At 67.7% G+C, this 25,696-nt stretch carries 23 protein-coding genes; 9 read left to right on the forward strand and 14 right to left on the reverse strand.

Annotation, left to right across the window (positions count from 1 at the left end):
- Positions 1–8: 8 nt before the first annotated feature.
- Together CR157_RS01385 and rpoE are read right to left on the reverse strand one after the other, a co-directional pair.
- Complete coding sequence (locus CR157_RS01385; RefSeq protein WP_110281755.1) at positions 9–713, reverse strand: sigma-E factor negative regulatory protein; 705 nt, start codon at positions 711–713, stop codon at positions 9–11.
- A gap of 186 nt (positions 714–899) precedes the next feature.
- Positions 900–1,505: an RNA polymerase sigma factor RpoE gene (gene rpoE / locus CR157_RS01390; protein WP_110281756.1), complete on the reverse strand. Its 606-nt coding sequence runs from the start codon at positions 1,503–1,505 to the stop codon at positions 900–902.
- A gap of 311 nt (positions 1,506–1,816) precedes the next feature.
- Between rpoE and CR157_RS01395 the strand changes: the two genes are divergently transcribed.
- The gene (locus CR157_RS01395) at positions 1,817–2,896 is read left to right on the forward strand and encodes a 3-deoxy-7-phosphoheptulonate synthase (RefSeq protein ID WP_110281757.1); all 1,080 of its coding nucleotides are present in this window, start codon (positions 1,817–1,819) and stop codon (positions 2,894–2,896) included.
- Between the two features lie 117 nt (positions 2,897–3,013).
- On the opposite strand, the gene dinG is transcribed toward CR157_RS01395, so the two are convergent.
- Positions 3,014–5,155 (reverse strand): ATP-dependent DNA helicase DinG, encoded by a 2,142-nt coding sequence (gene dinG / locus CR157_RS01400; RefSeq protein ID WP_110281758.1) that lies wholly within the window; start codon positions 5,153–5,155, stop codon positions 3,014–3,016.
- A gap of 89 nt (positions 5,156–5,244) precedes the next feature.
- Entirely contained in the window at positions 5,245–6,528 is a 1,284-nt protein-coding gene (gene rhlB / locus CR157_RS01405; protein ID WP_110281759.1) for an ATP-dependent RNA helicase RhlB, read from the reverse strand.
- 170 nt (positions 6,529–6,698) lie between these two features.
- On the opposite strand from rhlB, the gene CR157_RS01410 reads away from it, so the two are divergent.
- On the forward strand, positions 6,699–6,953 hold the full coding sequence (locus CR157_RS01410; protein WP_110281760.1) for a hypothetical protein: 255 nt from the start codon (positions 6,699–6,701) through the stop codon (positions 6,951–6,953).
- Complete coding sequence (xthA, locus tag CR157_RS01415) at positions 6,953–7,780, forward strand: exodeoxyribonuclease III (RefSeq protein WP_110281761.1); 828 nt, start codon at positions 6,953–6,955, stop codon at positions 7,778–7,780. The genes CR157_RS01410 and xthA overlap by 1 nt, the downstream gene beginning before the upstream one ends.
- On the opposite strand, the gene CR157_RS01420 is transcribed toward xthA, so the two are convergent.
- The 7 genes from CR157_RS01420 to CR157_RS22460 form a co-directional block, all read right to left on the reverse strand.
- Positions 7,770–8,882, reverse strand: a complete 1,113-nt coding sequence (locus tag CR157_RS01420) for a hypothetical protein (RefSeq protein WP_110281762.1) — start codon at positions 8,880–8,882, stop codon at positions 7,770–7,772. The two genes, xthA and CR157_RS01420, sit on opposite strands and share 11 nt — an antisense overlap.
- A gap of 5 nt (positions 8,883–8,887) precedes the next feature.
- Positions 8,888–9,619: an energy transducer TonB gene (locus CR157_RS01425; protein ID WP_110281763.1), complete on the reverse strand. Its 732-nt coding sequence runs from the start codon at positions 9,617–9,619 to the stop codon at positions 8,888–8,890.
- Positions 9,616–10,026: an ExbD/TolR family protein gene (locus CR157_RS01430; protein ID WP_110281764.1), complete on the reverse strand. Its 411-nt coding sequence runs from the start codon at positions 10,024–10,026 to the stop codon at positions 9,616–9,618. The genes CR157_RS01425 and CR157_RS01430 overlap by 4 nt, the downstream gene beginning before the upstream one ends.
- Positions 10,019–10,555, reverse strand: coding sequence for a MotA/TolQ/ExbB proton channel family protein (locus CR157_RS01435; protein WP_110281765.1), 537 nt, complete (start codon positions 10,553–10,555; stop codon positions 10,019–10,021). Before CR157_RS01435 ends, CR157_RS01430 begins: the two co-directional genes overlap by 8 nt.
- Positions 10,536–11,909, reverse strand: coding sequence for a MotA/TolQ/ExbB proton channel family protein (locus CR157_RS01440; protein ID WP_110281766.1), 1,374 nt, complete (start codon positions 11,907–11,909; stop codon positions 10,536–10,538). Before CR157_RS01440 ends, CR157_RS01435 begins: the two co-directional genes overlap by 20 nt.
- Positions 11,906–12,694, reverse strand: coding sequence for a DUF3450 domain-containing protein (locus CR157_RS01445; RefSeq protein WP_306766758.1), 789 nt, complete (start codon positions 12,692–12,694; stop codon positions 11,906–11,908). Before CR157_RS01445 ends, CR157_RS01440 begins: the two co-directional genes overlap by 4 nt.
- 228 nt (positions 12,695–12,922) lie before the next feature.
- A complete protein-coding gene (locus CR157_RS22460) occupies positions 12,923–13,183 on the reverse strand; it encodes a hypothetical protein (RefSeq protein ID WP_110281767.1) in 261 nt (86 codons plus the stop codon).
- Positions 13,184–13,231: 48 nt separating this feature from the next.
- On the opposite strand from CR157_RS22460, the gene CR157_RS01455 reads away from it, so the two are divergent.
- The 6 genes from CR157_RS01455 to CR157_RS01480 all read left to right on the forward strand — a co-directional run bounded on the left by CR157_RS01455 (position 13,232) and on the right by CR157_RS01480 (position 20,926).
- On the forward strand, positions 13,232–15,379 hold the full coding sequence (locus tag CR157_RS01455; protein ID WP_110281768.1) for a TonB-dependent receptor: 2,148 nt from the start codon (positions 13,232–13,234) through the stop codon (positions 15,377–15,379).
- Between the two features lie 258 nt (positions 15,380–15,637).
- The gene (locus CR157_RS01460) at positions 15,638–17,119 is read left to right on the forward strand and encodes an MDR family MFS transporter (RefSeq protein WP_110281769.1); all 1,482 of its coding nucleotides are present in this window, start codon (positions 15,638–15,640) and stop codon (positions 17,117–17,119) included.
- On the forward strand, positions 17,116–18,198 hold the full coding sequence (locus CR157_RS01465) for an ABC transporter substrate-binding protein (protein WP_110281770.1): 1,083 nt from the start codon (positions 17,116–17,118) through the stop codon (positions 18,196–18,198). The genes CR157_RS01460 and CR157_RS01465 overlap by 4 nt, the downstream gene beginning before the upstream one ends.
- Positions 18,192–19,190 (forward strand): FecCD family ABC transporter permease, encoded by a 999-nt coding sequence (locus CR157_RS01470; protein ID WP_110281771.1) that lies wholly within the window; start codon positions 18,192–18,194, stop codon positions 19,188–19,190. Before CR157_RS01465 ends, CR157_RS01470 begins: the two co-directional genes overlap by 7 nt.
- Positions 19,191–19,192: 2 nt before the next feature.
- Complete coding sequence (locus tag CR157_RS01475) at positions 19,193–20,239, forward strand: FecCD family ABC transporter permease (RefSeq protein WP_110281772.1); 1,047 nt, start codon at positions 19,193–19,195, stop codon at positions 20,237–20,239.
- 63 nt (positions 20,240–20,302) lie between these two features.
- Positions 20,303–20,926, forward strand: a complete 624-nt coding sequence (locus CR157_RS01480) for an RraA family protein (protein ID WP_110281773.1) — start codon at positions 20,303–20,305, stop codon at positions 20,924–20,926.
- Positions 20,927–20,979: 53 nt separating this feature from the next.
- Here the strand turns inward: CR157_RS01480 and CR157_RS01485 are convergent, their stop codons facing one another.
- The 3 genes from CR157_RS01485 to CR157_RS01495 all read right to left on the reverse strand — a co-directional run bounded on the left by CR157_RS01485 (position 20,980) and on the right by CR157_RS01495 (position 25,669).
- Positions 20,980–22,896: an IucA/IucC family protein gene (locus CR157_RS01485; RefSeq protein ID WP_258364036.1), complete on the reverse strand. Its 1,917-nt coding sequence runs from the start codon at positions 22,894–22,896 to the stop codon at positions 20,980–20,982.
- A gap of 92 nt (positions 22,897–22,988) precedes the next feature.
- Positions 22,989–23,780 (reverse strand): HpcH/HpaI aldolase family protein, encoded by a 792-nt coding sequence (locus tag CR157_RS01490; RefSeq protein WP_110281775.1) that lies wholly within the window; start codon positions 23,778–23,780, stop codon positions 22,989–22,991.
- On the reverse strand, positions 23,774–25,669 hold the full coding sequence (locus CR157_RS01495) for an IucA/IucC family protein (RefSeq protein WP_110281776.1): 1,896 nt from the start codon (positions 25,667–25,669) through the stop codon (positions 23,774–23,776). The genes CR157_RS01490 and CR157_RS01495 overlap by 7 nt, the downstream gene beginning before the upstream one ends.
- Positions 25,670–25,696 lie beyond the last annotated feature (27 nt).

The raw sequence follows: 25,696 nt of genomic DNA on the forward strand, positions 1-25,696 counted from the left end.
TCCCGGCATCAGCGCGTTCCCAGCGACTCGCTGCCCGAGGCGCGCAGCAGCGGCATCCAGGCGTCACCGCTGCGATAGGCGGAGCCTTCGGCGTGGCGGTCGAGATAGGACTGCAGCAGGCGTGCCTGCTCCTCGTCGGACCTCAACGACTGGCGGGGACTGGGCGCCATGAACATGGGCGACTGGCCCCCGGTCCCGACGGTCATCAGCCCCTGGCCACCGCCGGAAGCCCCCATGGGCGCCTGGAACAGTGGCAGGTCGACCAGCGACGGACGGGCCGAATTGCCGGCGCCGCCTTCGGTCGTGGCCAGCGACGCCGGTGCCGGCTGACTGTCGGGGCCCGACGCCAGGCCAGGTTCGCTGCCGCCACCACCGCCCTGGTAGAACTGCACGCCGCTGATCACCATCAGCGACACGGCAGCGGCGATGCCGGCACTGCGAGCAAACGGTAGTGAGCGGCGGGTCGACGGCACCTCGGGCTCGAGGTGTGGCGCCCGCTCGTCCTGGAGTCGCGCCATGACGCCGGCGGAAAGATCGGTGGCGAGATCGACGCCCGGCTCACGTCGCATCAGGCTGCGCATAAGGTGGTAGCGTCGCCAGGCGTCGGCGGCATCAGGGGAGTCATCCAACGACTTCAGCACCCGGCGCAACTCGAGCTCATCACCTTCGTTGTCCATCAGGGCAGAAAGCGATTCCCGTGCGTTCTGACTCATTCTTCACACCCTCGCACTCGCAAGGCACCCTGCCTCGCATCCATTGACAGCCTGGAAGGTCGGCATTCGAGGCCACGGCCCGGCGATGCCGACATGTTAGAACCCGCTGGTGGCGGGTCGGTCACTGCTTCTGACGCCGCAAGCGCCGGACAGTTCAGCAAAATGTCAAAAACCTTGTCGACCACCTCATTCCGGGATCGGCTCGCGGTTGCGCGACGTGGTCACCAGCGGCTGGATGTGCTGATCCACCGCCTCCCGGGCACGGAAGATCCGCGAGCGCACCGTACCCACCGGACACTGCATGATCTGGGCGATGTCCTCGTAGGAGAGGCCATCGAGTTCACGCAGGGTGATGGCGGTGCGCAGGTCGTCGGGCAGATTCTCGATCGCCTCGAAGACCGCGGCCTCGAGCTGGTCCCGGGCGATCGCCGCCTCCGGCGACTCGATGTCGGCCAGGCGACCGCTGTGGTCGACGATCTCGGCGTCGACGATATCGAGATCGCTGCCCGGGGGACGACGCCCCTTGGAGACCAGGTAGTTCTTGGCGGTGTTGATGGCGATCCGGTACATCCAGGTGTAGAAGGCGCTTTCGGCGCGGAACTTGCCCAGCGCCCGATAGGCCTTGATGAAGGCCTCCTGGGCCACGTCCTGGACCTCGGCGTGGTCGTGCACGTAGCGGCCGATCAACCCGATGATCTTATGCTGGTACTTCCTCACCAGCAGGTCGAAGGCACGGGTGTCACCCTGCTGGGCGCGCTCGACGAGTTGTTGATCGGTCTCCCGGGTGCCCATTCACGCCCTCCCCGGCCGAGGGAAGCATGACGGGATGCCGATGAGTCGCCGCGAACGGACTGGTAAAGCATGCATAGTGTCAACCTGAAGCCCTGGGGCAGCTGGGAGTTGAAGGCCGGAGCCGAAGTGGCATAAGTGTTCCCGTTTCTGGCGCGTGCATCAAGCCGAATACCATGCCGGCGATGCCCGCGCTGGGACACGCCGGCGCCCCGACGGTTCCCCGGCGCGATTGATTTTTGCCATGCTCACGGGCGATAGTAGGACCCACTATTGTTATTCGCCATCAGCGCAGACACGACACAGGTAGCACAATGTCCGAGCAGCAGGTCAACAACCTCAACGTCCTGGCCCAGGACGTCCTGATCTCCCCCGAGGCCCTGAAGAACGAGATTCCGCTCACCGAGACCGCCGAACGCACGGTGATCGAGGGTCGCGAGACGATCCAGCGCATCCTCGAGGGCCACGATCCCCGCCTGCTGGTGGTGGTGGGCCCTTGCTCCATCCACGACGTCGATGCCGCCCTGGATTATGCCCGTCGCTTGCGTCGACTGGCCGATGAGGTGAAGGATAGCCTCTATATCGTGATGCGCGTCTACTTCGAGAAACCGCGCACCACCGTGGGCTGGAAGGGGCTGATCAACGACCCGCATCTCAATGACTCCTTCGAGATCGAGGAAGGCCTGCATATCGCCCGCCGGCTGCTGGTGGAGCTGGCCGAGATGGGCCTGCCGCTGGCCACCGAGGCGCTGGACCCGATCTCGCCCCAGTACCTGCAGGACTGCATCAGCTGGTCGGCGATCGGCGCCCGTACCACCGAGTCCCAGACCCACCGCGAGATGGCCTCGGGCCTCTCCTGTCCGGTGGGCTTCAAGAACGGCACCGACGGCAGCCTCGACGTGGCCGTCAACGCCCTGCAGTCGGTGGCGCACCCGCACAACTTCCTCGGCATCGACCAGGCCGGCCAGGTGGCGATCATCCGCACCCGCGGCAACGCCTACGGCCATGTGGTGCTGCGCGGCGGCAACGGCAAGCCCAACTACGACAGCGTCAGCGTGGCGCTGGCCGAGCAGGAACTCAAGAAGGCCGGGGTCATGCCCAACATCATGATCGACTGCTCCCACGCCAACTCCAACAAGGACCCGGCTCTGCAGCCGCTGGTACTGGAGAACGTCACCAACCAGATCCTCGAGGGCAACCGCTCGATCATCGGCCTGATGGTGGAATCCAACATCGGCTGGGGCAACCAGAAGATCCCCGAGGACCGCAGCCAGCTCCAGTACGGGGTCTCCATCACCGACGCCTGCATCGACTGGGACACCACCGTCGAGTCCTTCAAGCGCATGAACCAGAAGCTGGCACCGGTGCTGGCCGAGCGCCGCCAGGCCGCCTGACCCCCGTCTCTCGCGAACCGCACGGCCACGGACCCGCCTCAAGGCGGGTCCGTTCGTTGCGGGACGCACCGCGTGGCCGGTCCGGGCGCCCTTCCCTCACGCCTTACCTCTGCCCTCTCACACCTCACGGACCCCGTCGATCTCGCGCACGAAGGGCGGCAGCGCATCGAGCAGCGCCCGGCCGTAGCGGCGGGTCAGTACCCGGCGGTCGAGCAGGGTGATGCGCCCTGCATCGGCCTCCTTGCGGATCAACCGGCCACAGGCCTGGACCAGCTTGATCGAGGCATCCGGCACGCTGATGCGCATGAAGGGATTGCCACCGCGGCTCTCGATCCACTCGGCCAGGGTCGCGCCCACCGGATCGTCGGGCACCGAGAACGGCAGCCGGGTGATCACCACATGGGTCAGGTAGTCGCCGGGCAGGTCGATCCCCTCGGCGAAGCTCGCCAGGCCGAAGATGATGCTGCCCTCCCCGGCATCGACCCGCGCCCGATGCCGGGCGATCAGCTCGCGCTTGGGCAGCCGATCCTGGGCCAGCACCCGCTCGCGGCGGGCCTTCGAGAGCGCCTTCTCCACGCCGCGCAACTGGGCCCGCGACGAGAACAGCATCAGTACCGCCTCCTGCTCGCCCAGGGCCTCGACGAAGTCGACGATGGCGCGCTCGTGGCCCTCGCGGTCGGCCGGGTCGACCGCCTCCCGGGGCACGCTGAGCACCGCCCGGGAGTAGTCGAAGGGGCTCGGCAGGCGCTGGTAGCGGTAGCGGTTGGCGAGCCCGGCCCGCTCCTGCAGGCGCTCGAAGCGCCCGAGCGCGGTCAGCGTCGCCGAGGTCACCACGGCACCGAAGCTGCTGCCCCAGAGCGTCCTGGCCAGGGTGTGGGCGGCGGAGACCGGGCTCGCCGAGAAGGTCAGCTCGGGTTCGCCACCGAAACGCTCGAGGGTCAGCCAGCGCGCCCGGGGCGGCTCCCCCGGCTCGTCCTGCTCGCCGAAGGCCAGCCACAGGGCGTGGGCCTCCAGCGCACGGCCGTGCAGCAGTGCCACCAGCGGCAGCCAGGCCTCGGCCTGCTCGCGGGGCAGCCCGGTATGCTTGTCCGGATCGAGGCTCTCGCGCAGGATGTCGCTCATGCTCTCCAGGGTGCGCGAGAGCTCGGCGAAGATCACCACCAGGGCGGCGGCCAGTTCGCGCAACGCCTCCGGCGCCCGGCCCATCTCGAAACGGTGGTGGCGGCTCTCCTCGCCGTCGGCGAGCCCCTGGGGACGCTCGGCCAGTTGGTGGCCCAGGGCGAAGGCCTCCCCCAGCCTCGGCTCGAGGGCGTCGAGGGCCTGGGGCAGTCCGGCCAGTAGCCGCGCCAGGGTCGGCTGCACCGCCAGGGCGGTGTTCAGCTCGGTGAGCGACTTCTTCAGGGTCCGCAGCCAGCGCAACGCCCCGCCCACGGCGAAGCGGTGGGTGAAGTGCTGCAGCGCCTTGTCGGGCAGGTGGTGCCCCTCGTCGAACACATAGATGCAGTCACCGGGGGCCGGCAGCACCACCCCGCCGCCCAGGGCCAGGTCGGCCAGCACCAGGTCGTGGTTGGCGACGATGACGTCGGCACTGTCGAGGTGCCGGCGGGCACGGAAGAAGGCACAGGCACCGTAGTGGCCGCAGCGCCGGTTGGTGCACTGGCGATGGTCGACGGTGAGGCGCCGCCAGTGGCTGTCGTCGATGGCCTCGGGCCAGCTGTCGCGGTCACCGGCCCAGCGGCCGTTGCCGTAGGCCTCGCCCAGCGACTGCGCCAGGGCCTGGAAGGCGTCGCCGCCGCTGGCGAGCGACTGCTCGAAGAGCGACAGGGTCGGGTTCTCCTCGCCGCCATCGAGGGCCTGATCGAGACGCGCCACGCAGATGTAGCGCCCCCGCCCCTTGGCCAGGGCGAAGTCGAAATCGAGGCCGCTGTGCGCCTTGAGAGCCGGCAGGTCCTGATGGAGCACCTGCTCCTGCAGGGCCACGGTGGCGGTGGCGATCACCAGCCGCTTGCCGCGGGCCTTGGCCACCGGCAGTGAGGCGAGCAGGTAGGCGAGGGTCTTGCCGGTCCCGGTGCCGGCCTCGAGCACGCAGACATGCTCGTCGCTGGTGCGCCGGCCGGCCTCGTCGCTCTCGATGCCCGCCAGGGTACGGGCGATCTCGGCGATCATCAGCCGCTGGCCGTAGCGCGGCGTGAGGTCGAGCCCCTCTAGCACCCGGCGGTAGGCGGCCTGGATCTCGCCCTTCAGGACCTCATCGAGCATGCTGGCGCCTGTATCATTAGGGGGACCACGAGAGAAACGCGGCTTTCCGCGTCTTCCAGCTTCCAGGCGCGAAGCGCCGCTCTTACCTCTTACAGCAGCCCTTCCGGCGGATGCTCGCAGGGCAGCTTGGCGTCGATGAAGCGCTCGATCTCGGGCAGCGAGAAGGCGTCCTCCTCGCCCACGAAGCTGATCGACACCCCCTTGGCCCCGGCCCGGCCGGTACGGCCGATGCGGTGCACATAGTCCTCCGGATCCTCCGGCAGGGTGTAGTTGACCACGTGGCTGACATCCTCGATGTGGATGCCGCGACCCGCCACGTCGGTGGCCACCAGCACCTGGATCTCGCCCTCGCGGAACTGCTCGAGGGTGCGGATGCGCTGGTTCTGCGGCACGTCACCGGAGAGCATGGCGGCATTGATGCCGGCCTTGCGCAGCAGGTCGTCGAGCCGGCGCACCAGGTCGCGGCGATTGCCGAACACCATCACCCGGTCGAAGCTCTCCTGCTGCAGCAGGTTGATGAGCAGCCGCTGCTTGTCCTCGTCGCTGACCATGTAGACGCGCTGGTCGATGTCGGCGGCATTCTCCACCGTGACCTCGATCTCCACGTGGGCCGGCTCATGGGTCCACTGGCTGGCCAGGTTGAGGATGTCCTCGGTGAAGGTGGCCGAGAACAGGAAGGTCTGCCGCTCCTCCTTCTTCGGCGTATGGCGAATGATGCGCTTGACGTCGGGAATGAAGCCCATCGACAGCATGCGGTCCGCCTCGTCGAGCACCAGCACCTCGACCTGGGTCAGGTCGACATCGCGCTTCTGGTGGAAGTCGAGCAGGCGCCCGGGGGTGGCCACCAGGATGTCGAGCTTCTTGCCCAGCCCCTCGCGCTGCTTCTGGTAGTCCATGCCACCGACGACGCTGGCCACGTTGAGGTCGGTGAAGCGCGCCAGCGCCTTGGCGTCCTTCTCGATCTGCAGGGCCAGCTCACGGGTCGGGGCCACGATCAGGGCGCGCGGCGCGCCCGGCTTCTGGCCGTTGGGGACCTCCTCCTCGAGGAAGTAGGCCAGTATCGAGATCAGGAAGGCGGCGGTCTTGCCGGTCCCGGTCTGGGCCTTGCCGACCACGTCGCCACCCAGCAGGGTGTGGGCCAGGGCCTCGGCCTGAATCGGCGTGCAGTACTCGAAGCCCAGGGCGTGGATGGCGCGCATCAGCGGCAGCGGCAGGTCGAAGTCGTGGAAACGCCACTTGCCTGCCACGGCCGGCACCTGGAACTGGCGCAGGTCCCAGCTCGACGACTGACGGCGCCGCGGCTTGCGACGACGACGCTTGGGCTTGCGATCCTGGGCCGGTGCCGGTGATGTGATCTGTTCCGACTCGCTCATAGGCTTGCTGTCTAGTCCGTTTCAGTGGATAGGGTGCATGACACAAACGGGCATTGTACCAGTCTACGCCGCCGAGGGCCCGCCCCGCACAGGCGCCGCGCAAGGATCGCTGTCGAAGCACCTGGCCCGGCTGGTAGAATGCCCCCCGGATACGCTAGGAGTCATGCGTCATGACACGCCGCAAGAAGACACGTTCGCTGGCCGACAAGGTGCAGATTCGCACCGGCAAGCGCAAGGATTTCAAGAAGTGGCGCCACGAGAATCCCGACCAGGTGACCTCGTCGACCCGCTTCACCCAGAAGAAGCGCCAGCAGCGCAAGCTGCAGGCGGCCCGCAAGCTCGCCCGCCAGGAGGCCGCCGAGCCCATCGCCATCCATCCCGACGAGAAGCACGGCGGCACCAGCGGTGAGGAGAGCAACGACTGATGCGCCTGGTCTCGTTCAACATCAACGGCATCCGCGCGCGCCTGCACCAGCTCGAGGCACTGATCGCGGCCCACCGGCCGGCGGTGATCGGCCTGCAGGAGACCAAGGTCCAGGACAGCGAGTTTCCCCGCGAGGCGGTGGAGGCGATGGGGTACCGGGTCGACTTCCACGGCCAGAAGGGACACTACGGCGTGGCGCTGATGGTCGACACGACCCAGTGCGGCGAGCCGGAAGCGGTGCACTTCGGCTTCCCCGACGACGGCGACGAGGCCCAGCGGCGCATGATCGGCGCACGCCTGCGCCCGGTCGGCGGCGAACCCCTGACGGTATGGAACGGCTACTTCCCCCAGGGCGAGAACGTCGACCACCCCACCAAGTTTCCTCACAAGCGCGAGTTCTATGCCCAGCTCCGGCGGCTGCTGGAGGGTGGACACCGCCCCGACGAGCGCCTGGCAGTGATGGGCGACTTCAACATCTCGCCCGAGGACATCGACATCGGCATCGGCGAGGCCAACCGCAAGCGCTGGCTGCGCGAGGGCAAGACCAGCTTCCAGCCGGTGGAGCGCGAGTGGCTCGAGGGCATCAAGGCCTGGGGGCTGGTCGACAGCTACCGGGTCCGCTATCCCGAGGTCGACGACCGCTTCAGCTGGTTCGACTACCGCTCCCGCGGCTTCGAACGCGACCCCAGGCGCGGGCTGCGCATCGACCATATCCTGGTCACCGCCCCGCTCGCCGACCGGGTGGTCGACGCCGGCATCGATTACGACCTGCGCGGCATGGAGAAGCCCTCGGATCACGCTCCTGTGTGGACCGAGTTCAGTCTCTAGCGGGCTCCCGCGCGGCGGCGTCAGCCACCAGGGCCTCGAGCCAGGCGTCGACCTCCTCCCGGCCCCGGGTGCGGGCCGCCCGCAACGCCCGGATGGCCAATTCCTCTTGCCCCCAGGCATGGGCGAGCTGGCCCAGGCGCAGCCAGTCATCGCCGGCGTCGCTGCGCTCGGCCACCGCCTCCCAGGCGGCCAGCGCCCGCTCGCGATCCCGGGCCGCTTCCCAGGCCTGGGCAAGCAGCCGACGGTTCTCGCCGTCGTCTTCCAGGAGCTCCTCGGCGAGCCCTGCTTCCAGGTGCTCGGCGGCCCGGGCCGGGGTGCCACCGGCCAGGTGCAGGCGTACCAGCTGGCGCAGGTCGTCACGCCCCGACAGGATCCCCCGGCGCCAGCCGGCCTCCCAGATCGCCGCGGCACGGCCGGGCCCCTCGAGCCGCTGGGCCAGGGCCGCGGCCTGACGCCAGTCCCCCGGATCGTCCGACGCCTCGAGACCGGCCTCGATCAGCGCCAGGGCCTCGCCACCCCGCCCCGCACGCCGATAGACCGTCGTGGCCAGCGCCTGCTGGGCGGCCTCGAGCCGGGGCGTGGCGTCCAAGGCAGGCGTCAGCCGGTCGGCGGCCGCCTCCCAGCGCTCCAGTTCGGCCAGGGCCCGGACCAGGCGCCAGTGGTCGCGCGGTGCTCCCGAATGGCGAGCCAGCCAGTCGGCCAGCAGCTCGGCACCGGCATCGGTCTGGCCGGCAACCAGGCGTAGTCCGGCCTCCTGGTGCTGCCAGCGATCCCGATGCTCGGCTTCGACGCCCGGCGTCTCGCGGGCCTCGCGCAGCCACTCTGCCGCCTCCTCGGGCCGGCCTGCCCGGGCCGCGGCGCCGGCCGCCAGCTGTAGATAGAGGGCCCGGGCCCAGCGGTCGGCAGCATTGCCACCGGCCAGGCGCCGGGCCTGGGACAGGGCCCGTTCACTCACCACCTCGGTCTCGCCCTGCTGCAGACGCTGCTGCAGGGCCTCGAGGTCGGCGATGAAGTCGCCCCGCAGCGCCGGCGCGGCCCCGGCCGTCGCGGCGCTCAGCAGCCATCCGGCGGCACACAGGGAAGCGAGTCGCTTTACCAACATGACGCTTACCTCAGCTCGAACTCCAGGCGCTGGCGGGCACGACGCAGCCGCTCGGCGGGTGAGAATCGCCAGCGCGCCACCGCCTTCCGGGCGGCATCGTCGAAGACATTGCTCGGATGAGCGGAGGTCACGCGAATGCTCGAGGGGTCGACGCTGCCGTCGGTGCGAATCACGAACTCCAGCTCCACATAGCCTTCCTGACCACGGAGCACGGCCGGCCTCGGATACTCTGGCGGCACCTGGCTGGTCGGCGTGACCTGGCCCACCTCCACCGGTGTCCGGGCGACGGTCTCGGCACTCGTCTCGGCGGAGGCGGCCGACGAGGCCTCGGTGGCCGGGGACGGCTGCGGCGATGGTTCACGTGGGGGTGCCGGTTCGGGGCGCGGCTCAGGCGTGGGCACCGGCTCCGGCACCGCCTCACTCAGTTCCGGCAGCGTGGTCTCGACCTCCAGCGGCTCCACCACCTCCGGCTCGGGCAGTGCGATGGGACTCTCCATGGGCGGCGCCGGTTCCGGCAGGGGCGGCGGTGGCGCCACCTCGGGCGGCGGCGGGGCGGCCTGGGGTGGCGGCTCGGCGACCTCCTCCTGCACCTCGGGCATCTCGACGCTTCTCAGCGTTATGGGCTCCTCGAGCTCCTCGAACTCCTCCTCGGGTGGCAAAACCACCAGGGCCAGCAGCCAGAACAGCACCAGCGCCATGAGCATACCGGCCAGGGCCGAAACGGGCCCCCGGATCATGGTGCCCTCCGGGTGGTGGCCACGGCGACCTGTTCGACGCCGGCCTGGCGGATGCGGTCCATCACCTCGATCAGCAGGCCGGTGGTGGCCTCGCGGTCGGCCTGGATCACCGCACCACCCTCGCCGCTGACCAGGGCGGCCACCTCCTCGCCCACCCGATGGGCATCCACCGGCTGACCACCCACCCAGACGGCCCCTTCGGGGGTAATCGCCACCATCACCTGGGCGTCCGGCTGGGGACTCGCCGCGCTGGACTCCGGCCGCTGGATCTCGATCCCGCTCTCCTTGATGAAGCTGGTGGTGACTATGAAGAAGATCAGCATGATGAAGACCACATCCAGCATCGGGGTCAGGTTGACCTCGCCGGCGTCGCCATTGTCGACATCGAGACTACGGCGTCTACGCATGAGTGTCCTCCACGGCTTCGGCCAGGAGGTCGTGCAGCCACTGCTCCTCGCGCCGAATGACCTGTTCGAGTCGGCTGGTAAAGAGCAGGCCGATCACCGCCACGGCCATGCCGGTCAGGGTCGGCAGGGTCGCCCGGGCAACGCCGTCGGCCATGGCACGGGCCTGGCTGGTATCGCTCAGTGCCAGGCTGTCGAAGACCGTGATCATGCCGGTCACGGTACCGAGCAGCCCCAGTAGCGGACAGCACGCCACCAACAGCCTGAGCCAGGGCAGCGGGCGACGCAGCCTGGCGATCAGCTCCCGGGTCCAGACCTCGCGCAGGGTCCGGGCACTCCAGCTGAGGTGCTCGGTACGCGCCACCCAGCGCGCGATCAGCCGCCGACGGGCGCGCTGGTAGGTAATGTGGAAGAACAGCCCCCGCTCCAGGGCCAGGCTGAACAGCAGGGTCGCCACCAGGGCGATCACCACCAGGATGACGCCGCCGGCATCGACCAACCACGCCAGGGGCTCAAGCCAGAGCGGTAGCATGGCCGCCACTCCCTTTCTGCGTTCCGATGTGGGGCGCACGCCGCTCGAGCCGTTCGGCCAGGGCCTCGCAGGCCTGCCCTTCCAACGTGCAAGCCAGCTGGCGACTCCGCCCAACCAGGGCGGTATAGGCGAAGAGCAGCGGTACGGCGGTGATCAGCCCCAGCACGGTGGTGACCAGCGCCTGACTGATACCGCCGGCCATCAGTTGCGGATCGCCGGTACCGAAGACGGTGATCGCCTGGAAGGTGACGATCATGCCGGTGACGGTGCCGAGCAGCCCCAACAGCGGCGCCAGCGCCGCCAGCAACTTGACCAGCGACTGGCCGCGCTCGAGCCTGGGCAGCTCGGCCAGCACCGACTCGTCGAGGCGCGCCTCGAGCGCCTCCGGCACTGGATCGTCGAGGGTCTGGAAGCGCCTCAGGACCCGCCCCAGGGGGTTGTCCTCGCGCAGCTGGGTGAGGTCGCGCAGCTGACGGCGCATCACCCAGCTGACCCGCAGCAGGTAGCCGTACTGGGCCAGGGCCACCAGCAGGCCCAGAAGCCCCAGGCCCACCACCACATAGCCCACGACCCCGCCCTGGTGGAAGCGCTCCACCAGGCTGGGCCGCTGGGCCAGCGCGGCGATCACCTGCCCCCCCCGGGTCGGGTCCAGCGCCAGGGTACGGCTCTCGCCGGCCTGGAAGGCGGCCAGGGCCTGCGACACCTCCCGCGGGGTCCGCGCCATCGTCGACAGCACGCCCTCGTCGGCGCCGCGGCGCAACAGTTCGCCGTCGCTGAAGGCGGCCAGATCGCCCACACGTACCACCTCACGCGTGGCGATATCGCCGCTTCCGTCGGCTACCAGCGCTTCGAAGCTCACCACCCGGCCGGTTTCGGCGGTCAGTGCCATCAGGGCGTCGGCGACCCCTTCGAGGTGATCGCGCTCGAGCACCTCGACGTTGTCGAGGCGGGGCGGTAGCTCGGCGCCGCCCACCGTCACCCAGCTCTCGGCCAGGTCATCGCGCAGCCCGCCGCTGTGCCTGGCCAGCGCCGCCAGGACGCCCTCCAGATCACTCCCCTGTTCCTGCTGGCGGCTGTCGAGCTCGGCCCGCCACGCCTCCTGCTCGGCCTGCCGGGCTTCCAGCTCGCGGTGCCGCTGCCGGGCCGCATCGCGTGCCTCGCGTGCCTCGTCCAGGGCGGCCTCCAGGGCGCCCCGGTCCTCGATCAGCGCGACCAGACGGGCCTGATCGCGCGCCTCGGCGGCCTCACGCTCGGCGCGCAGCGTGGTCAACGCCTCGGACTGGGCCAGGGCCAGGGGCGCCAGACACAGCGTCACGCCGAGCAGCAGCCCGCCGGCCAATCGTCTCATGCTCATGAGCGCTCCTCCTGCGTTCCGCCCGATATCAACGGCTGCGACACCGGTAGCTCGAGCAGCTTCGGCGCCCGCTGATCGCGGGCGATACGCAGTCCCATGCGCACCTCGCTGCGTTCGTCATCGTCGAGGGGGAGCCAGCGACTCTCCTCGGCGAGCCAGACGCCACCTTGGCGACCATCTGACGTCAGGTAGTAGTAGCCCACCCGGCCGAAGCGCAGGAATTCCACTTTGCGCCGGACCTCGCCTCGGGTCAGATAGCCTCGCCAGGCATCGAATTCACGGCCGTAGTCGAGCTCGGTACGCCAGGCGGCCAGGATGCGCTCCAGGCGCTCGCCGGCCGACGCCTCGGGATCGGCCAGGTCGCTTTCCAGGCTGGCGACGCGCGCCCGGCGCTCCTCCGCCAGGAACGGCAGGTCCTGCTCCACCCAGCTGGCGAGACGCTCCACCAGGCCCCGCTCCAGGGCCGGCAGTGCCTCGCGGGTCTCGGTCAGGGTGGCGAGGGCCGTCTCACGGCGGCTCAGGGTCTCGGCCTGGCGCGCCAGGCGCGGGGCCAGCAGGTCGTTCTCGGCGTCGAGCCGGCGCGTCTCGCGCTCCAGGCGGCGCAGCTCCTCGAGCCGCTCACGCACCTCGTCATCGGCGGCATCGATGCGCGCCTGCAGCTCGGCCTGGGTACGCTGTGCCTGACTGGCCTCCTCCAGCAGCGTCTCTGCGGACGCCACCGGGGCGACCACGAGCCACCAGAGGAGGGCGGCACCACGCAAGAGTGGATGTCGAAACGTCACCACGACCGGACTCCCTTGATGTTCACGACAATACGTTGATTGGACGAATGGCTGGCCGGTACGGCAAGCGGCAAAACGATGCCACCAATAAAAACAATTATCAATCGTGGTGAAGCGACACTCCCGTCGGGAGGCCGGCATCCCGGCCCACGAATCGGCCACCATGGCCCTCCAGGCGCCAGAACTTGCAGAATACCATGGTCGTGGTGGGGGCACGCACCCCCACCCCGATCAGCCGAGCCGCGCCTGACCGTGCGCCAGGGCATCCACACCGTCATCCTGGTCGCGCGCGTCGATGCAACCCCAGCACTCACCACCTCGGCGACGCTGTTCCATATCGACTTCGAGGACCGGGTCCAGTTCGACCAGCCCTGCAATCGCTTCGTCAATCATGACAATGAATGGTTGGTATTTGCATTTGATCTTGAACCTGCAAATGCAAAACATTATCATTAGCGAACACCCGATGACCGCCAGGCATTGCAGTGTCATCGAAAAACATCGACGCACCACGGATCAGACAAAGGGACACCCATCAAGATGTCATATGCCAGACAGCCCCACGTCAGGCGGCTGCTACCCGTCGTTCTTTGCTCCGCCCTGCCCGCCACGGCACTCGCGCAATCGGCCACCGAGCAAGTCACCGCCAACGAGTTATCACCCGTGGTCGTGACCGCGACCCGCAACAAGAGCATCGCCGGCCAGACCCCCCAGAAGGTCACCATCATCACCCGCGAGCAGATCGAACAGCAGCTGGCCATCACCAGCGACCGCGGCCAGATCCTCAGCAACCTGATCCCCTCCTACTCGGCCAGCCACCAGAAGCTGACCAACTCCGGCGAGACCTTCCGCGGCCGCGAGCCCTTGTTCCTGATCGACGGGGTGCCGCAATCCAACCCGCTGCGCGACACCCAACGAGACAGCTACACCATCGACCTGTCCATGGTCGAGCGCATCGAGGTGATCCACGGCGCCAGCGCCGAGCACGGCCTGGGTGCCACCGGCGGCATCATCAACTACGTCACCAAGCGCGCCGAGAGCGGCACGGTGAACCAGCATGCCGCCGTCAACGTCACCAGCGATGATGACTTCCATTCCGATGGCACCGGCTACAAGTTGGACTACCAGGTCAATGGCCAGCGCGGCGACTGGGACTACCTGGCCGGGGCCACCTGGCAGGAACGCGGCGTCTTCTTCGACGGCGCGGATCGCCCCATCGGCGTCGAGACCATTCAGGGCGAGATCCAGGACTCCACCAGCTACGACCTCTTTGCCAAGCTGGGCTACTGGATCGATGACAACCAGAACCTCGAGTTCTCTGCCAACCGCTTCGAGTTGGAAGACCACGCCGACTACGTCCTCGTCGAGGGCGACCGCGACAGGGGCATTCCCGCCACGGCCCGCAAGGGCACGCCGCCGGGCGAAGTGCCATTCAACGAGTCCACCACTCTCAGCCTGTCCTATGCCCACGCCGACTGGCTGGGCAACGAGCTCGACGCCCAGCTCTATCATCAGCGTTTCCGCGCCCAGTTCGGCACTCACCCCTTCGCCTTCCCCTTCGTGGATGACGAGGGCAACGACCGCCTCGACCAGACCCGGGCCGAATCCGACAAACTGGGCGCCAAGTTCACCCTGCGCCGGGACGGCCTGCTCAACGACCGCCTGGGCCTGGCCACCGGTATCGACCTGATCGAGGACGAGACCACGCAGGTGCTGGCGCAGACCGGCCGCGTTTACGTGCCCGAATCTCAGTTTCGCAACTACGCCCCCTTCCTGCAGGGCGACCTGAAGGTGCTGGAGAGCCTGACCCTGCACGCCGGAGCGCGCTACGAGTACGCCGAACTCGATGTCGACACCTTCAACACCATCGATCGCAGTAACGTCACCCAGGACCAGGTCACGGTCGACGGCGGCAAGCCGAGCTTCGACGAGACCCTGTTCAACGCCGGCGTCGTCTACCAGACCACCGACTGGCTGCAGTTCTTCGCCAACTATTCGGAAGGCTTCGGCATGCCGGACGTGGGCCGCGCCCTGCGCGGCATCAAAACGCCCGGCCAGGACGTCGACAGCCTGCTGCAGCTACAACCCATCATCACCGAGAACTACGAGTTCGGCACCCGCTTCGGCTGGAACCGCCTGAACTTCGAGCTGAGCTACTACGAGTCCAACTCCGATCTCGGCGAGCGGCTGTCCGAGGAGAACGGCGTCTTCGTCGGCAACCGCGAGAAGACGGAGATCCGCGGGGTCGATCTCACCGGCGAGCTGCAAGTGACCGACGCTCATGGGCTGGACTTCACCTACGCCTACAGCGAGGGCGAGTCCGACACCGACGGCGACGGCAAGGTCGACACCGAGCTGTCCGGCGCCAATATTGCCCCCGAGCGCCTGACCCTGGGCTGGAGCGCCCACTGGAACGACAAGCTGTCGAGCCACCTCCAGGGCAGCTACTTCTTCGACAGGACCTTCGATGAGCAGACCAACGATAACCTGAAGCGCTTCGACGGCTACACCCTGGTGGACGCCTCCCTGGCCTACCGGCTGCCGGTGGGCAAGGCGAGCCTCGGTATCGAGAACCTGCTGGACGAGGACTACATCACCTACCGTTCACAGGTCGGCCGGGATGGTGACGACCGCTTCTTCGCCGGCCGCGGCCGCACCCTGACCCTGGGCTACCAGCTCGACTTCTGACGCGCCCTTACATCGATTAGCCTTGCTGCTTGGCGGCGCCCTCCGGGCGCCGCTTTTTCGGCGCATCGCACTTGACCGGGAGACGGCACCGATGTTCCAGAGATGGGGCATCGCGAGCCACCCTCGTCCTGACCCGCCCGCAATTGATAACGTTTTGCATTTGGCTTTGCACCATGTCATCATCCTGTCCCCATGACGCGTTTCGCAGTGGCGTTATGCCAGGCCAACGCCTTCTGTGCCCCCGCTGAGTAAGTGTCCATGCCGAATGCTTCCGCGCATGGCGGAAAGGTGCTGATCAGTGTGCTGCTGGGTACCTTTACCGTCAGCCTCAATAACAGCGCCTTGAACCTTGCCGTGGCCGAATTGATGGCAACCTTCGATGCCAGCGCCACGGATGTCAGCTGGGTGGTGACCCTGTTCATGATCACCATGGGCATGATCATGCCACTCACCGGGTACCTGGCCGACCGCTTTGGCCGCAAGCGCATCTATCTGCTGGGCCTGTGGGGATTTCTGGCAGGCTCCGCACTCGGCGCCATGGCCCAGGGGCTCGCCGGCATCATCCTCGCGCGTGGGCTGCAGGGCGTGGCGGCGGGGCTGATGATTCCCCTGTCCCTGTCACTGATCTTCTCTGCCTATCCCAGCGACCAGAGAGGCCGGGCCAGCGGGGTGTGGGGCTTCGCCGTGATGATCGCACCGGCCATCGGCCCGAGTGTCGGTGGGCTGTTGCTCGAAATCAGCCACTGGCGGGCGCTGTTTCTGATGAACATACCGTTTGCGCTGCTGGGACTGCTGTGTGGCTATCGCTATCTTTCGGCTGACCCCTCCAATCATCAACGTCGGTTCGATCTGCCTGGCTTTGCGCTGATCACCCTGGGCATGGGCGCGGTGCTGTTCTCTCTCAGCCGGGTGGAAACGCTGACGAACCTCCTGGGCTTCCAGGCCCTTCTCCCGCTCACGGCCGGTCTCCTGGCGCTTGCACTCTTCGTGCGCGTCGAGCGACGCGCCAACACGCCCCTGCTCGACCTTTCGCTGTTTTCCCACCAGGGGTATCGCCTCAGCGTCATGCTGGCCTGCCTGCAATCGATCATCCTGTTCGGCTGTATCCTGCTGGTGCCGCTATGGATGCAGAATGCGTTGGGCTTCGGCCCGTTGACCACGGGCCTGGTGTTTCTGGCCACCGCCCTTGCCGCCTCCTCCTGCTCTCCTGTGGCGGGCCGTCTGATCGACCGTTACCCGCCACAGTGGTGTATCGGTGTCGGGCTGATGATCACCATGATCAGCCTGTTGGGGCTCGGCACCCTGACGGAGGCCACGCCGGTCTGGATGATCGGTGCCTGGATGGGCCTGCGCGGCCTTGGCCTCGGTTGTGCCTACCTGCCTTCCTCCACCGTGGGCATGAAGGACCTTCCCGAACAGAGCGTCGCCCAGGCCTCGGCCATGAACAACATGGCTCGACGCCTGATATCCTCGCTCGGCATCGTCGCGCTCTCCCTCTACTACGACACGGCCGTGAATGACGCGCTGCAGCGGGGTATCCCCTATACCGAGGCGAGCGCCTCCGCCCTCCACCATGCCTTCCTGGCGCTGGCGGCGATCGCCGTATTCTGCCTGCCGCTGGCATGGCGGCTCGGTCACGCCGTGACACGGCAAGGTCCCGCCTCGCCAAGTGAGGCGTCATCGCTCCCTCAAGCCCCCGAGCCCTCTTTGAAGACAGCAACCGCCAGGAGGCCGAAATGAAGACTCGCGCCCCGACCCGGCGCCGGTGGCTGACGGTGCTGCTAGTGTCCCTCATGCCGTTGGGGTCTATCCCCCTCGCCGCCAACGACACCGACGGCATGCGCATCGTCCCCAGCGAGTTCGGCGACACGGTCATCCCCGCCACTCCGCAGCGAATCGTCACCCTTTACCAGGGCGCGACGGACAGCGCGGTGGCGCTCGGCATCACGCCTGTCGGCGTCGTCGACTCCTGGCTGGAAAAGCCCATGTATCGCTACTTGCGTGACGCGCTCGCCGGCGTGGAGCACGTCGGTCTGGAAACCCAGCCCAACCTGGAGAAGGTGGCCTGGCTGGACCCCGACCTGATCGTTGCCACGCGATTTCGTCATGAGAGGGTCAGGCCGCTGCTGGAGAAGATTGCGCCGACGGTCGCCACCGGCACCGTCTTCGACTTCAAGGCCACCCTGGCGCTGATGGCCGAGGCCACGGGCCGGGAGTCCCGCGCCCGTGAGCTGCTGCAGGACTGGAACGATCGCATGGCGGACTTTCGCCACGGAATCGCGGACCAGCTGGGCGACGGCTGGCCACAGAAGGCCGCCGTGGTCCGCTTCAAGAGCGACCATGTGCGTATCTACTCCACGGGATTCGCCGGCTCCATCCTGAATGAGCTGGGATTCGAACAGCCGGATTCCGTGCACGACCAGGGCTGGGGCATGAAGCTGACCAGCGAAGAGAACATCCCGGTCATGAATGCCGATGTGATCTTCGTGCTCCTGGAGCCGGACGATCCCGCCATCGCGCAGAACTACCGGCACTGGACCTCGCACCCCCTCTGGCAACGATTGGACGCCGTGCAGAACGAGCGCGTCTTCGAAGTGGATGCGGTGAACTGGATCATGGGCGGCGGCATCCTGGCCGCCAATGCCATGCTGGATGACCTCTACGCTCATTACGGACTTGCTCCTCACCGCGGGCACACGGCTCCTATGCCAGAAACACAAGCCGGGACGACATCATCCCACGCGACGTCTGCCGCTTCCTGCGCCGGCGATACCGCCGCGGTGTCCCACGCTCGAGACGAGGGGCCAGCCGCATGCTGAGTTGCCGTGTTTCACGGATCGCGGGCCTGCTGCTGGGCATGCTGCTGGTCGCGACGGCCTTCGTGGCGAGTGTCATGCTGGGCACCACGGAGATTGCCCTGCCCACCTTCCCCCAGGCGTTGGTGCATTACGACCCCACTCGGGTCGCGCATATCATCATTCGAACGGAGCGCCTGCCACGGGCCGTCATCGCCGCCCTGGTCGGCGCGAGCCTGGCCATCGCCGGCGCCCTGATGCAGACCATGACACGCAACCCGCTCGCCTCGCCGGGTATCCTGGGGATCAACGCGGGGGCCATGTTCTTCGTGGTGATCGCGGTATCGCTGCTGCCCCTCCACTCCCCGGCCGAGTACGTCTGGGCGGCGCTGTTGGGGGCCCTGGTCGCGGCTTGTCTGGTGGTAGTGCTGAGCCGCGGTCGCCAGGGGGAGCTGTCGCCGCTGCGGGTCGTCCTGGCGGGCGTGGCCGTCACGGCCATGTTCGTCTCCTTCAGCCAGGGCCTGCTGATCATCGACCGGCAGAGCTTCGAGAGCGTGCTGTACTGGCTGGCCGGTTCCGTCTCCGGGCGGGAGCTGTCCCTGGTGGTGCCGCTGCTGCCCCTCTTCGGCGGCGCCATGCTGCTGTGTGCCCTGCTCGTCAGGCACGCCAATGCCCTGATGCTGGGCGATGACATGGTCAAGGGCCTCGGCATGCGCGCCGGCACCATCAAGCTGTTGCTCGGCCTGGTGGTGATTCTGCTCGCCGGGAGTTCGGTCGCGCTCGCCGGCATGATCGGTTTCGTCGGCCTTATCGTGCCGCACATGGCGCGGGGGCTCTTCGGCGTCGACCACCGCTGGCTGCTGCCGGCCTGTGCCCTGCTGGGAGCTAGCCTGTTGCTGCTGGCCGATGTGGCATCGCGCTTTCTGATGCCCCCTCAGGATGTCCCGGTGGGAGTGATGACCGCCCTGATCGGCACGCCCTTCTTCATCTATCTGGCGCGCAGGAAGCAGGCCTGACCATGACGTTATCCATTCCCCTCAAACAGCCGGGCGACGGCACCGTCGATGCACACCAGTCTCGCTATCTGGGCATCACGGCCCTACTCGTGCTGGTGTTGCTCGCCAGCATGGGCCTGTCGCTGAGCCTCGGCAGCTTCCCCACCCCGTTCAGCCATGTGTTGAACGCGCTGGCCACTCCCCGGGACAGCGACATCGCCTTCATCGTCTGGGAACTGCGCTTGCCGCGCATCGTGCTTGCCGTGATGGTGGGAGCGGCCCTGGCCGTGGCCGGCGCCATCCTTCAGGGCATCGTGCGCAATCCGCTGGCCTCTCCGGACGTGATTGGCATCACCAGTGGCGCCGCCATGGCCGCCGTGACCTTCCTGGCGCTTTTCAGCACCAGCCTGAGTATCCATTGGTTGCCGGTCTCCGCGCTGACCGGCGCACTGCTTTCCGCCATGCTGGTGTTCTTCCTGGCCTGGAAGCGTGGCATTACGCCCTCGCGCCTGGTGTTGGTCGGCATCGGGCTCTCCGCCGCGATGGGTGCCGTGACCACCCTACTGATCGTGGTCAGCGATGATGCCGCCGCCATGTACGCCTATGTGTGGCTGACGGGCAGCCTCTACGCCGCACAGTGGCAGGACGTGCTCGGCATGCTGCCCTGGCTGCTGGCGGCCGTTCCCCTGTGCCTGACCTATGCACGGCACATGGATGCCATGGCGCTGGGTGACCACGTGGCCCAGGGGCTGGGCGTACACGTCTTGCGCAGCCGGCTGGTGCTGATGGCCTGCAGCGTGGCGCTGGCGGGCGCGGCCGTGGCCTTTGCCGGGGGGCTCAGCTTCGTGGGCTTGATCGCGCCCCATATCGCGGCCCGCCTGGTGGGACGGGGCTTTGCCAGGCTGGTGCCCGCCTCCGCCTTGATTGGGGCCTTGATCGTGCTCTACGCCGATCTACTGGGCCGAGTGGCGTTCCTGCCCAAGGATTTGCCCGCCGGCATCTTTGTCTCGGGAGTGGGCGCGCCCTTCTTCGTCTATCTGCTGCATCGGACCCGCTACCGCAGTTACTGAATCGGTCCGATCATCACCACTCGCCCCTCATTACTCACCCCATGGCAAGAGCAGGGAAGGCACATGTTCCATATTGCCCCACGTCAGGACACTTTCACGGCGCAGCAACGGCAACGCTATCGATGCCTTGCCACCTCCACCCTGGGGCATTTCACCGACTTCGGCGCCATCACCTCCCTCTCGCCGATCCGGCGTCCCATCCGCCTTCTCGGCACGGCCTTGACGGTCAGGATTCCCCACGTCGACGGCAGCATCATCCGCGAGGCGCTGAAGATGGCCTGCCCGGGCGACGTGCTGGTGATCGATGTGTCCGGCGACCACCGCCGAGCCTGCTGGGGCGAGTTCAGAGCCTATGCCGCGCTGCGCAAGCAACTCGCGGGCGTTGTCACCAACGGCGCCATCACCGACTGGGACGCCCTGTCCCGGCTGAACCTGCCCACCTACGCCCGGACGACCAGCCCCCTGACCACCAGGGCGCTGGAGCTGGAAGGCGAGATCAACACTCCGGTCGCCATCGACGGCGTCACGATCAACCCGGGAGACCTGGTGGTGGGCGACGACGATGGGCTCTTCGTCATCCCGCCGCATCGCGCCGACGCCCTGGCCGACGCCGCGCAGACCAAGCAGGCCCAGGAGGAGGAAAAGCGAAGCGCCCTCGAGGCAGAGTTCCCCGAGTGGTTTTGCTGAAAACGCCGCCCGCATGAACAAACCGCCCGACGACATGTCGGGCGGTGTGCGTATCAGGCTTCGGTCAGTGCCTCGGCGACCCTGTCGTCGGCTGGCAGGCCAACCCGAACGAAGGGATTACAGGTCGAGCTGGTGCCGAAGGGCATGCTGCCCGGCCCGCCGGCACGTTCGATGATCGGTGCGATGAGACGCTTGTAGGGCCATTGCTCTCTCTCGAAGAGCTGCTCCTTGAGCATCCCGCGATCGCGACCGTCGAAGGGTATCGCGTCGATCCGGGCCTCGAGGCGAGCCGCCATCTCCCGCCAGAGGTCATGGGACGACAGCCCGTAGTGATCCGCCAGGGTGCCGATGATCGCCCGCAGGTTGACCTGTATCGCCAGGGTCTGCAGCCAGAACAGCAGGGCCTCGAGACTGTCGTGATAGAGGGTGTTGGCGTGGCCGGGCTTGATGCAATAGCACGGGTCCTGCATGCCGTGCCGCTCCAGGCGCGCGACGCTGATCCTCAGGGAGTCATGGTCGCGCAGCAGCAGCCCGTGGCACTGGCCCTCCTTGAGGACCAGGACGGCGTTCTGGCCATGCACCTCCGCCAGCATGCCGAGCCGGAACATGCGCAGGTTGATATCGAAGAAGCCATCGCAGAGCTCGCCGAACAGCGCCTGCACCGAGGCGGGGCTGGCCGTCATGCCGCGTTGTGCCAGCCAGTCGTCGAACACATGGTGCTCGCCTCCCGGCAGCGGCGTCCCCAGCGTGGCCATGGGCACCAGGCGCACGCTCGGGTCGTCCAGCAGGGCGCGGGGATAGCTGCGCACCATGGCGGACAGATGCCGTGGGGCTTCGTCGAACAGCGTCGCCCCCTCCGGCATGTAGGCCCACCACTTGCCCTCGTCGCACAGGTAGAGCCCCTCGGCAAGCCGGGCATCCTTCTCCCTGGCCTGGTGCAGCAAGCGGGCGCTGAGATCGCCATTGAACATCTTGACCGCCGGCAGATAGCGAGAGGCGCCCAGCGAATGGATGGCCATCGGCAGTTTCAGGAAATGCGGGCTCGCCGTGGTGGGGGCCAGCGAGCGCAGCGAGGAGGTTGCGAGCCAGGGCTCCGTGACCGTCTCCAGCGAGACGCAGTCGCCCGACGCGAAGGCCGCCTGCAGCCAGTGGGGAAGCGCATGCTCGTGCTGCCAGGGATGCACGGGAATGGCGACGTGGGTCCGGGCCAGCCCCCGCGACGTCATCTCCTGCTCGAGCGCCTGGCGGCCTTCGTCACCGGCGAGCCACTGCCCCGGCACGGGGCACTCCTCGTCGACGCCGGCGCCGGTCATCACCTGGTCACGGGCCATCGCGACCCAGCGCAGCGTGACGGGGGCGTTGAACTCGGCCATGTAGGCACGGTACTCGGACTCGCTGAGCCCCTGCTTGGCCTTCGCCGTGGGGTGATAGGGCCGGTCGAGCAACGACGCCCACTGTTCCATGATCGCGAAGTGCTCGGCCGTGTCGCGACCCAGCAGGTCGCGTGTCTCCACCCGATGCGCCACCGAGCTGGCCGCCTGCCAGAGGCTGTCGGAGAGCGCCTTGAGAAACACTCGCTGTCCCTGCCCCAGGACCTGCTCGTCGTCTTCCGTCACGGCCCCGAAGACACGGCGCATGAAGGTGACGGGGTCGAGTGACTCCCACTCCCGGCTCTCGTGATCCATCAGGATCACCGGGGTCCGAGGCACCTTTTCCCACGCCTGGACGATGCCGGGCTGCAACAGCATGGTCACGCTGTGGTGCCGATCCTGCGGCCAGTGCCAGAACCGCTGCGAGGGATGGCCGCCGTGGGCCTGGAACACCGGCAGGCGGGTGAGCCAGTCTTCGGCCTCGGTGGCGACCCGCCAGGCCGCGCCGAGGTCGTCCAGCAGGCCCTCGACCAGCAGGCCATCCACCAGCGACTGCATGATCTGCGCCTGGGCATGGCGCTGGGCGTTGAGGGGTTTCATGGTCGTGAACTCCGTAGCGGTGTCGGGACGGTCGAGCGAGGGGACATCGCTCGCCTGACGAGAAGAAACGGGAAGATGCGTCATCGGTGAACTCATGAACGGGAGGCCTCCTGCTGTCCCGGCGCCCTGGCCTCGCCGAGCGCCTTCCGCAAGGCGCGAAAGGCGATGCCTCGCTCGTCGCCCAACATGAAGGCGCCGACGCCACGCGCCTGCCACCTGGCCTTGGCCTCCGGGTGGCGCAGGAAGGCGCAGTAGGGAAGGTGATGCTCGCTCGCCGTGCGCTGAACCTCCTCCAGGGCCCGAACGACGTCGGGGTGTCCGGTCTGCCAGGTCACGCCCAGGGACTGGGACAGGTCCGCCGCCCCCTCCAGCACCATGTCGAGACCCGGCACCGCGCAGATCGCCTCGATTCGCGCCACCCCCTGGCGGCTCTCGATCATGGCGACCACCATGATCTCCCGATTCGCCTGCACGACGTATTCCGCCAGGGAGGATTTACCGAAGGATCCGGGACGCCCGGCATTGAGACTGCGCTCGCCTTCCGGCGCGTACTTGCACGCGGCCACGGCACGCTCGAGGGTCTCGGGGTCTTCCACGTTGGGCAGCACGATCCCCTGGGCGCCGCCGTCGAGCAGACGCAGCAGCGTCTTGGGGTCGGCGTCCGCCACCCGTACCAGAGGGGTCAGCCGGTAGCTCTCGGCGGTACGGATCATGTGCTCGACGGTTTCCGGATTGATCAGCACGTGTTCGGTATCGATCACCACGAAGTCGAAGCCCGCCTCCGCGATCAGCTCGATGGAGGCGGCCGTGGGCAGGGAGGCCATGACCCCGTGGACCTCCTTCCCGTCGGCCAGCGCCCGCTTCAGTCGATTGGCTCTCAGCATGACGCCTCCTCGCCTGGCGCGTAGGCCGCCAGCGGGTTGGGGACGAGCTTGACCTGGGGGGCGTCATCGCCGAAGAGACGACGACGGGTCAGGGCTTCCACCTCCCATCGGGGAGCGAAGACATCGAAGCAGCGGTAGCGCTCGGCATGCTGCGGATGAGCACGCTGATAGGCCTTGATCACGTCCGCCGTCATGGCCCAGAACCGTGACTCCTCCAGTCCGAAATGCCGGTGCAGGAAGACGGCCATCTCCGCCAGGGCGATGAAGAAGAAGGCATCACAGGAGTAGTCACGCACCGCTTCCAGGTCATCGGTGACGATGAAGGAGTTGCGGTTGAGGGCGGCATGACGCTCGGGCACGGGCTCCAGGGCGGGGGCCAGCTCGGGCCGTGCCAGATGCGACGTACTGAAGCGCACGCCGTCATGGAAGTCTTTCAAGGCCACCCTGAGCGGCCAGCCGTCACGATGAATGACCACGATGTTCTGGCCATGGGACTCCATCCCCACGCCCTCCGCGAACAGCAGGTGGATGATCGGCAAGGTGGCGACCTGCACGAGCTGTCGGGTCCAGGCTTCCACCCCATGGCGTTCCACCCAGGGCGCGATGAAGGGAGTGGCGGGCTCCCCCCCGGCGTCTCGCGTGAACTGGCTCAGCCCATTGAAGGGCACGGCCCGCTCGCCGTCCTGCAGGAACTCGCCGATGTTCTGCCGCCAGATGGCACCGACCTTGCCATAGACGTCGTTGTAACGGGCGTCGGGAAAGGCACGCTCGTCCAGCGCCACGCCGGCCACCTCGCCCAGAATCACGAAACCCGCCGCCCTGGCGGTCGCGTCCGTGTCGATGAGTCGCTGAAGCCACTGGGTAATGACGGGGGCGTTGGTCACGGTGTGGCGCGCCAGGATGCGCGTGCTGGACGTATTGGTGATGCTCATCGCCAGCTTGAGATACGGCTTGTCCGTATTCCGTGGGGCCAGGGTACGAATCGACTGCTGGGCGGTATAGGTCGTCTCCCCCTCGCCCAGCAGGGCGATCTCGCCGCTGGCAAGCTCCGGGTAGAGCACCGGAACCAGCGCGTTTTCCCACTGCCAGGGATGCACCGGCATCAGCACGACGTCGTCTCGCGCCAGTCGCCGCCGCGCGAGGTAGTCATCCAGACTCGCCAGCACTCGCGGACCGGCGTCCTCCGCGACCCGGTCGGCCAGCGCCACCCCGCCGACGGCCCCCTGATGCGCCAGGCGTGCCGGCACGGCGAGCCACCATACCCGAAGCGGCTGGGCGAACTCCGGCCCATAATGCTGATTGTCCCGCAAGGAGAAGCCGAGCCGTGACTTGTAGCAGGGGTGATAGCTGTGCGCGTCGGTGAAATACTGCTCCAGGGCATCGGCATCCAACGTCTGCGGTGTCTCTTGAAAGGGCACCGGCCAGGCGGATGACTGCACGTCCTTGATCAGGGTCTGCGTCAGTTCGTTGACGAAGCCGGGCTGAATCGCGACATCCCCCAGCGCCGCCTCGAGATCCTCGATGAAACGCTGCAGACTCACCGGCTCCGGGGTGCCCTCTGCCCCCTCGACCGCGAGGGTGGCATGCTCGAGGCGGATCAGCTGAAAGCTGTGGCACCGCCGGCCGCTCACCCGATAGCGACGCTCGCCCAGGGTCAGGGAGAACGACGTGGCACCGGAGACACCGGCCGCCGGCTCGGCGATGGCCTCATAGGACAGCACGTCCTCGTAGAGCAGGGTCTGCAACAGCTGGCCGACGACTCGCTGCTCGATGCGGGCGTGATGCCGCCAGTGCCCCGAGGAGGCGAAAGGCGTGGAGACGGACACCAGGGCGTCGGGGGCGCCCTCCATTGCCGCGGCCTGCGGCAGAACACGTTCATGTGATGACATGATGTACCTTCAAAACCTGGAAAATGG

This window comes from Halomonas sp. LBP4, from assembly GCF_003202205.1.
GTDB lineage: Bacteria > Pseudomonadota > Gammaproteobacteria > Pseudomonadales > Halomonadaceae > Halomonas > Halomonas flagellata.

Excerpts from the sequence above, each read along its gene's own strand:
- CR157_RS01385 (WP_110281755.1), bottom strand. The coding sequence starts at position 713 with ATGAGTCAGAACGCACGGGAATCGCTTTCTGCCCTGATGGACAACGAA.
- rpoE (WP_110281756.1), bottom strand. The coding sequence starts at position 1,505 with ATGGGCACCCGGGAGACCGATCAACAACTCGTCGAGCGCGCCCAGCAG.
- CR157_RS01395 (WP_110281757.1), top strand. The coding sequence starts at position 1,817 with ATGTCCGAGCAGCAGGTCAACAACCTCAACGTCCTGGCCCAGGACGTC.
- dinG (WP_110281758.1), bottom strand. The coding sequence starts at position 5,155 with ATGCTCGATGAGGTCCTGAAGGGCGAGATCCAGGCCGCCTACCGCCGG.
- rhlB (WP_110281759.1), bottom strand. The coding sequence starts at position 6,528 with ATGAGCGAGTCGGAACAGATCACATCACCGGCACCGGCCCAGGATCGC.
- CR157_RS01410 (WP_110281760.1), top strand. The coding sequence starts at position 6,699 with ATGACACGCCGCAAGAAGACACGTTCGCTGGCCGACAAGGTGCAGATT.
- xthA (WP_110281761.1), top strand. The coding sequence starts at position 6,953 with ATGCGCCTGGTCTCGTTCAACATCAACGGCATCCGCGCGCGCCTGCAC.
- CR157_RS01420 (WP_110281762.1), bottom strand. The coding sequence starts at position 8,882 with ATGTTGGTAAAGCGACTCGCTTCCCTGTGTGCCGCCGGATGGCTGCTG.
- CR157_RS01425 (WP_110281763.1), bottom strand. The coding sequence starts at position 9,619 with ATGATCCGGGGGCCCGTTTCGGCCCTGGCCGGTATGCTCATGGCGCTG.
- CR157_RS01430 (WP_110281764.1), bottom strand. The coding sequence starts at position 10,026 with ATGCGTAGACGCCGTAGTCTCGATGTCGACAATGGCGACGCCGGCGAG.
- CR157_RS01435 (WP_110281765.1), bottom strand. The coding sequence starts at position 10,555 with ATGCTACCGCTCTGGCTTGAGCCCCTGGCGTGGTTGGTCGATGCCGGC.
- CR157_RS01440 (WP_110281766.1), bottom strand. The coding sequence starts at position 11,909 with ATGAGCATGAGACGATTGGCCGGCGGGCTGCTGCTCGGCGTGACGCTG.
- CR157_RS22460 (WP_110281767.1), bottom strand. The coding sequence starts at position 13,183 with ATGACACTGCAATGCCTGGCGGTCATCGGGTGTTCGCTAATGATAATG.
- CR157_RS01455 (WP_110281768.1), top strand. The coding sequence starts at position 13,232 with ATGTCATATGCCAGACAGCCCCACGTCAGGCGGCTGCTACCCGTCGTT.
- CR157_RS01460 (WP_110281769.1), top strand. The coding sequence starts at position 15,638 with ATGCCGAATGCTTCCGCGCATGGCGGAAAGGTGCTGATCAGTGTGCTG.
- CR157_RS01465 (WP_110281770.1), top strand. The coding sequence starts at position 17,116 with ATGAAGACTCGCGCCCCGACCCGGCGCCGGTGGCTGACGGTGCTGCTA.
- CR157_RS01470 (WP_110281771.1), top strand. The coding sequence starts at position 18,192 with ATGCTGAGTTGCCGTGTTTCACGGATCGCGGGCCTGCTGCTGGGCATG.
- CR157_RS01475 (WP_110281772.1), top strand. The coding sequence starts at position 19,193 with ATGACGTTATCCATTCCCCTCAAACAGCCGGGCGACGGCACCGTCGAT.
- CR157_RS01480 (WP_110281773.1), top strand. The coding sequence starts at position 20,303 with ATGTTCCATATTGCCCCACGTCAGGACACTTTCACGGCGCAGCAACGG.
- CR157_RS01485 (WP_258364036.1), bottom strand. The coding sequence starts at position 22,896 with ATGAAACCCCTCAACGCCCAGCGCCATGCCCAGGCGCAGATCATGCAG.
- CR157_RS01490 (WP_110281775.1), bottom strand. The coding sequence starts at position 23,780 with ATGCTGAGAGCCAATCGACTGAAGCGGGCGCTGGCCGACGGGAAGGAG.
- CR157_RS01495 (WP_110281776.1), bottom strand. The coding sequence starts at position 25,669 with ATGTCATCACATGAACGTGTTCTGCCGCAGGCCGCGGCAATGGAGGGC.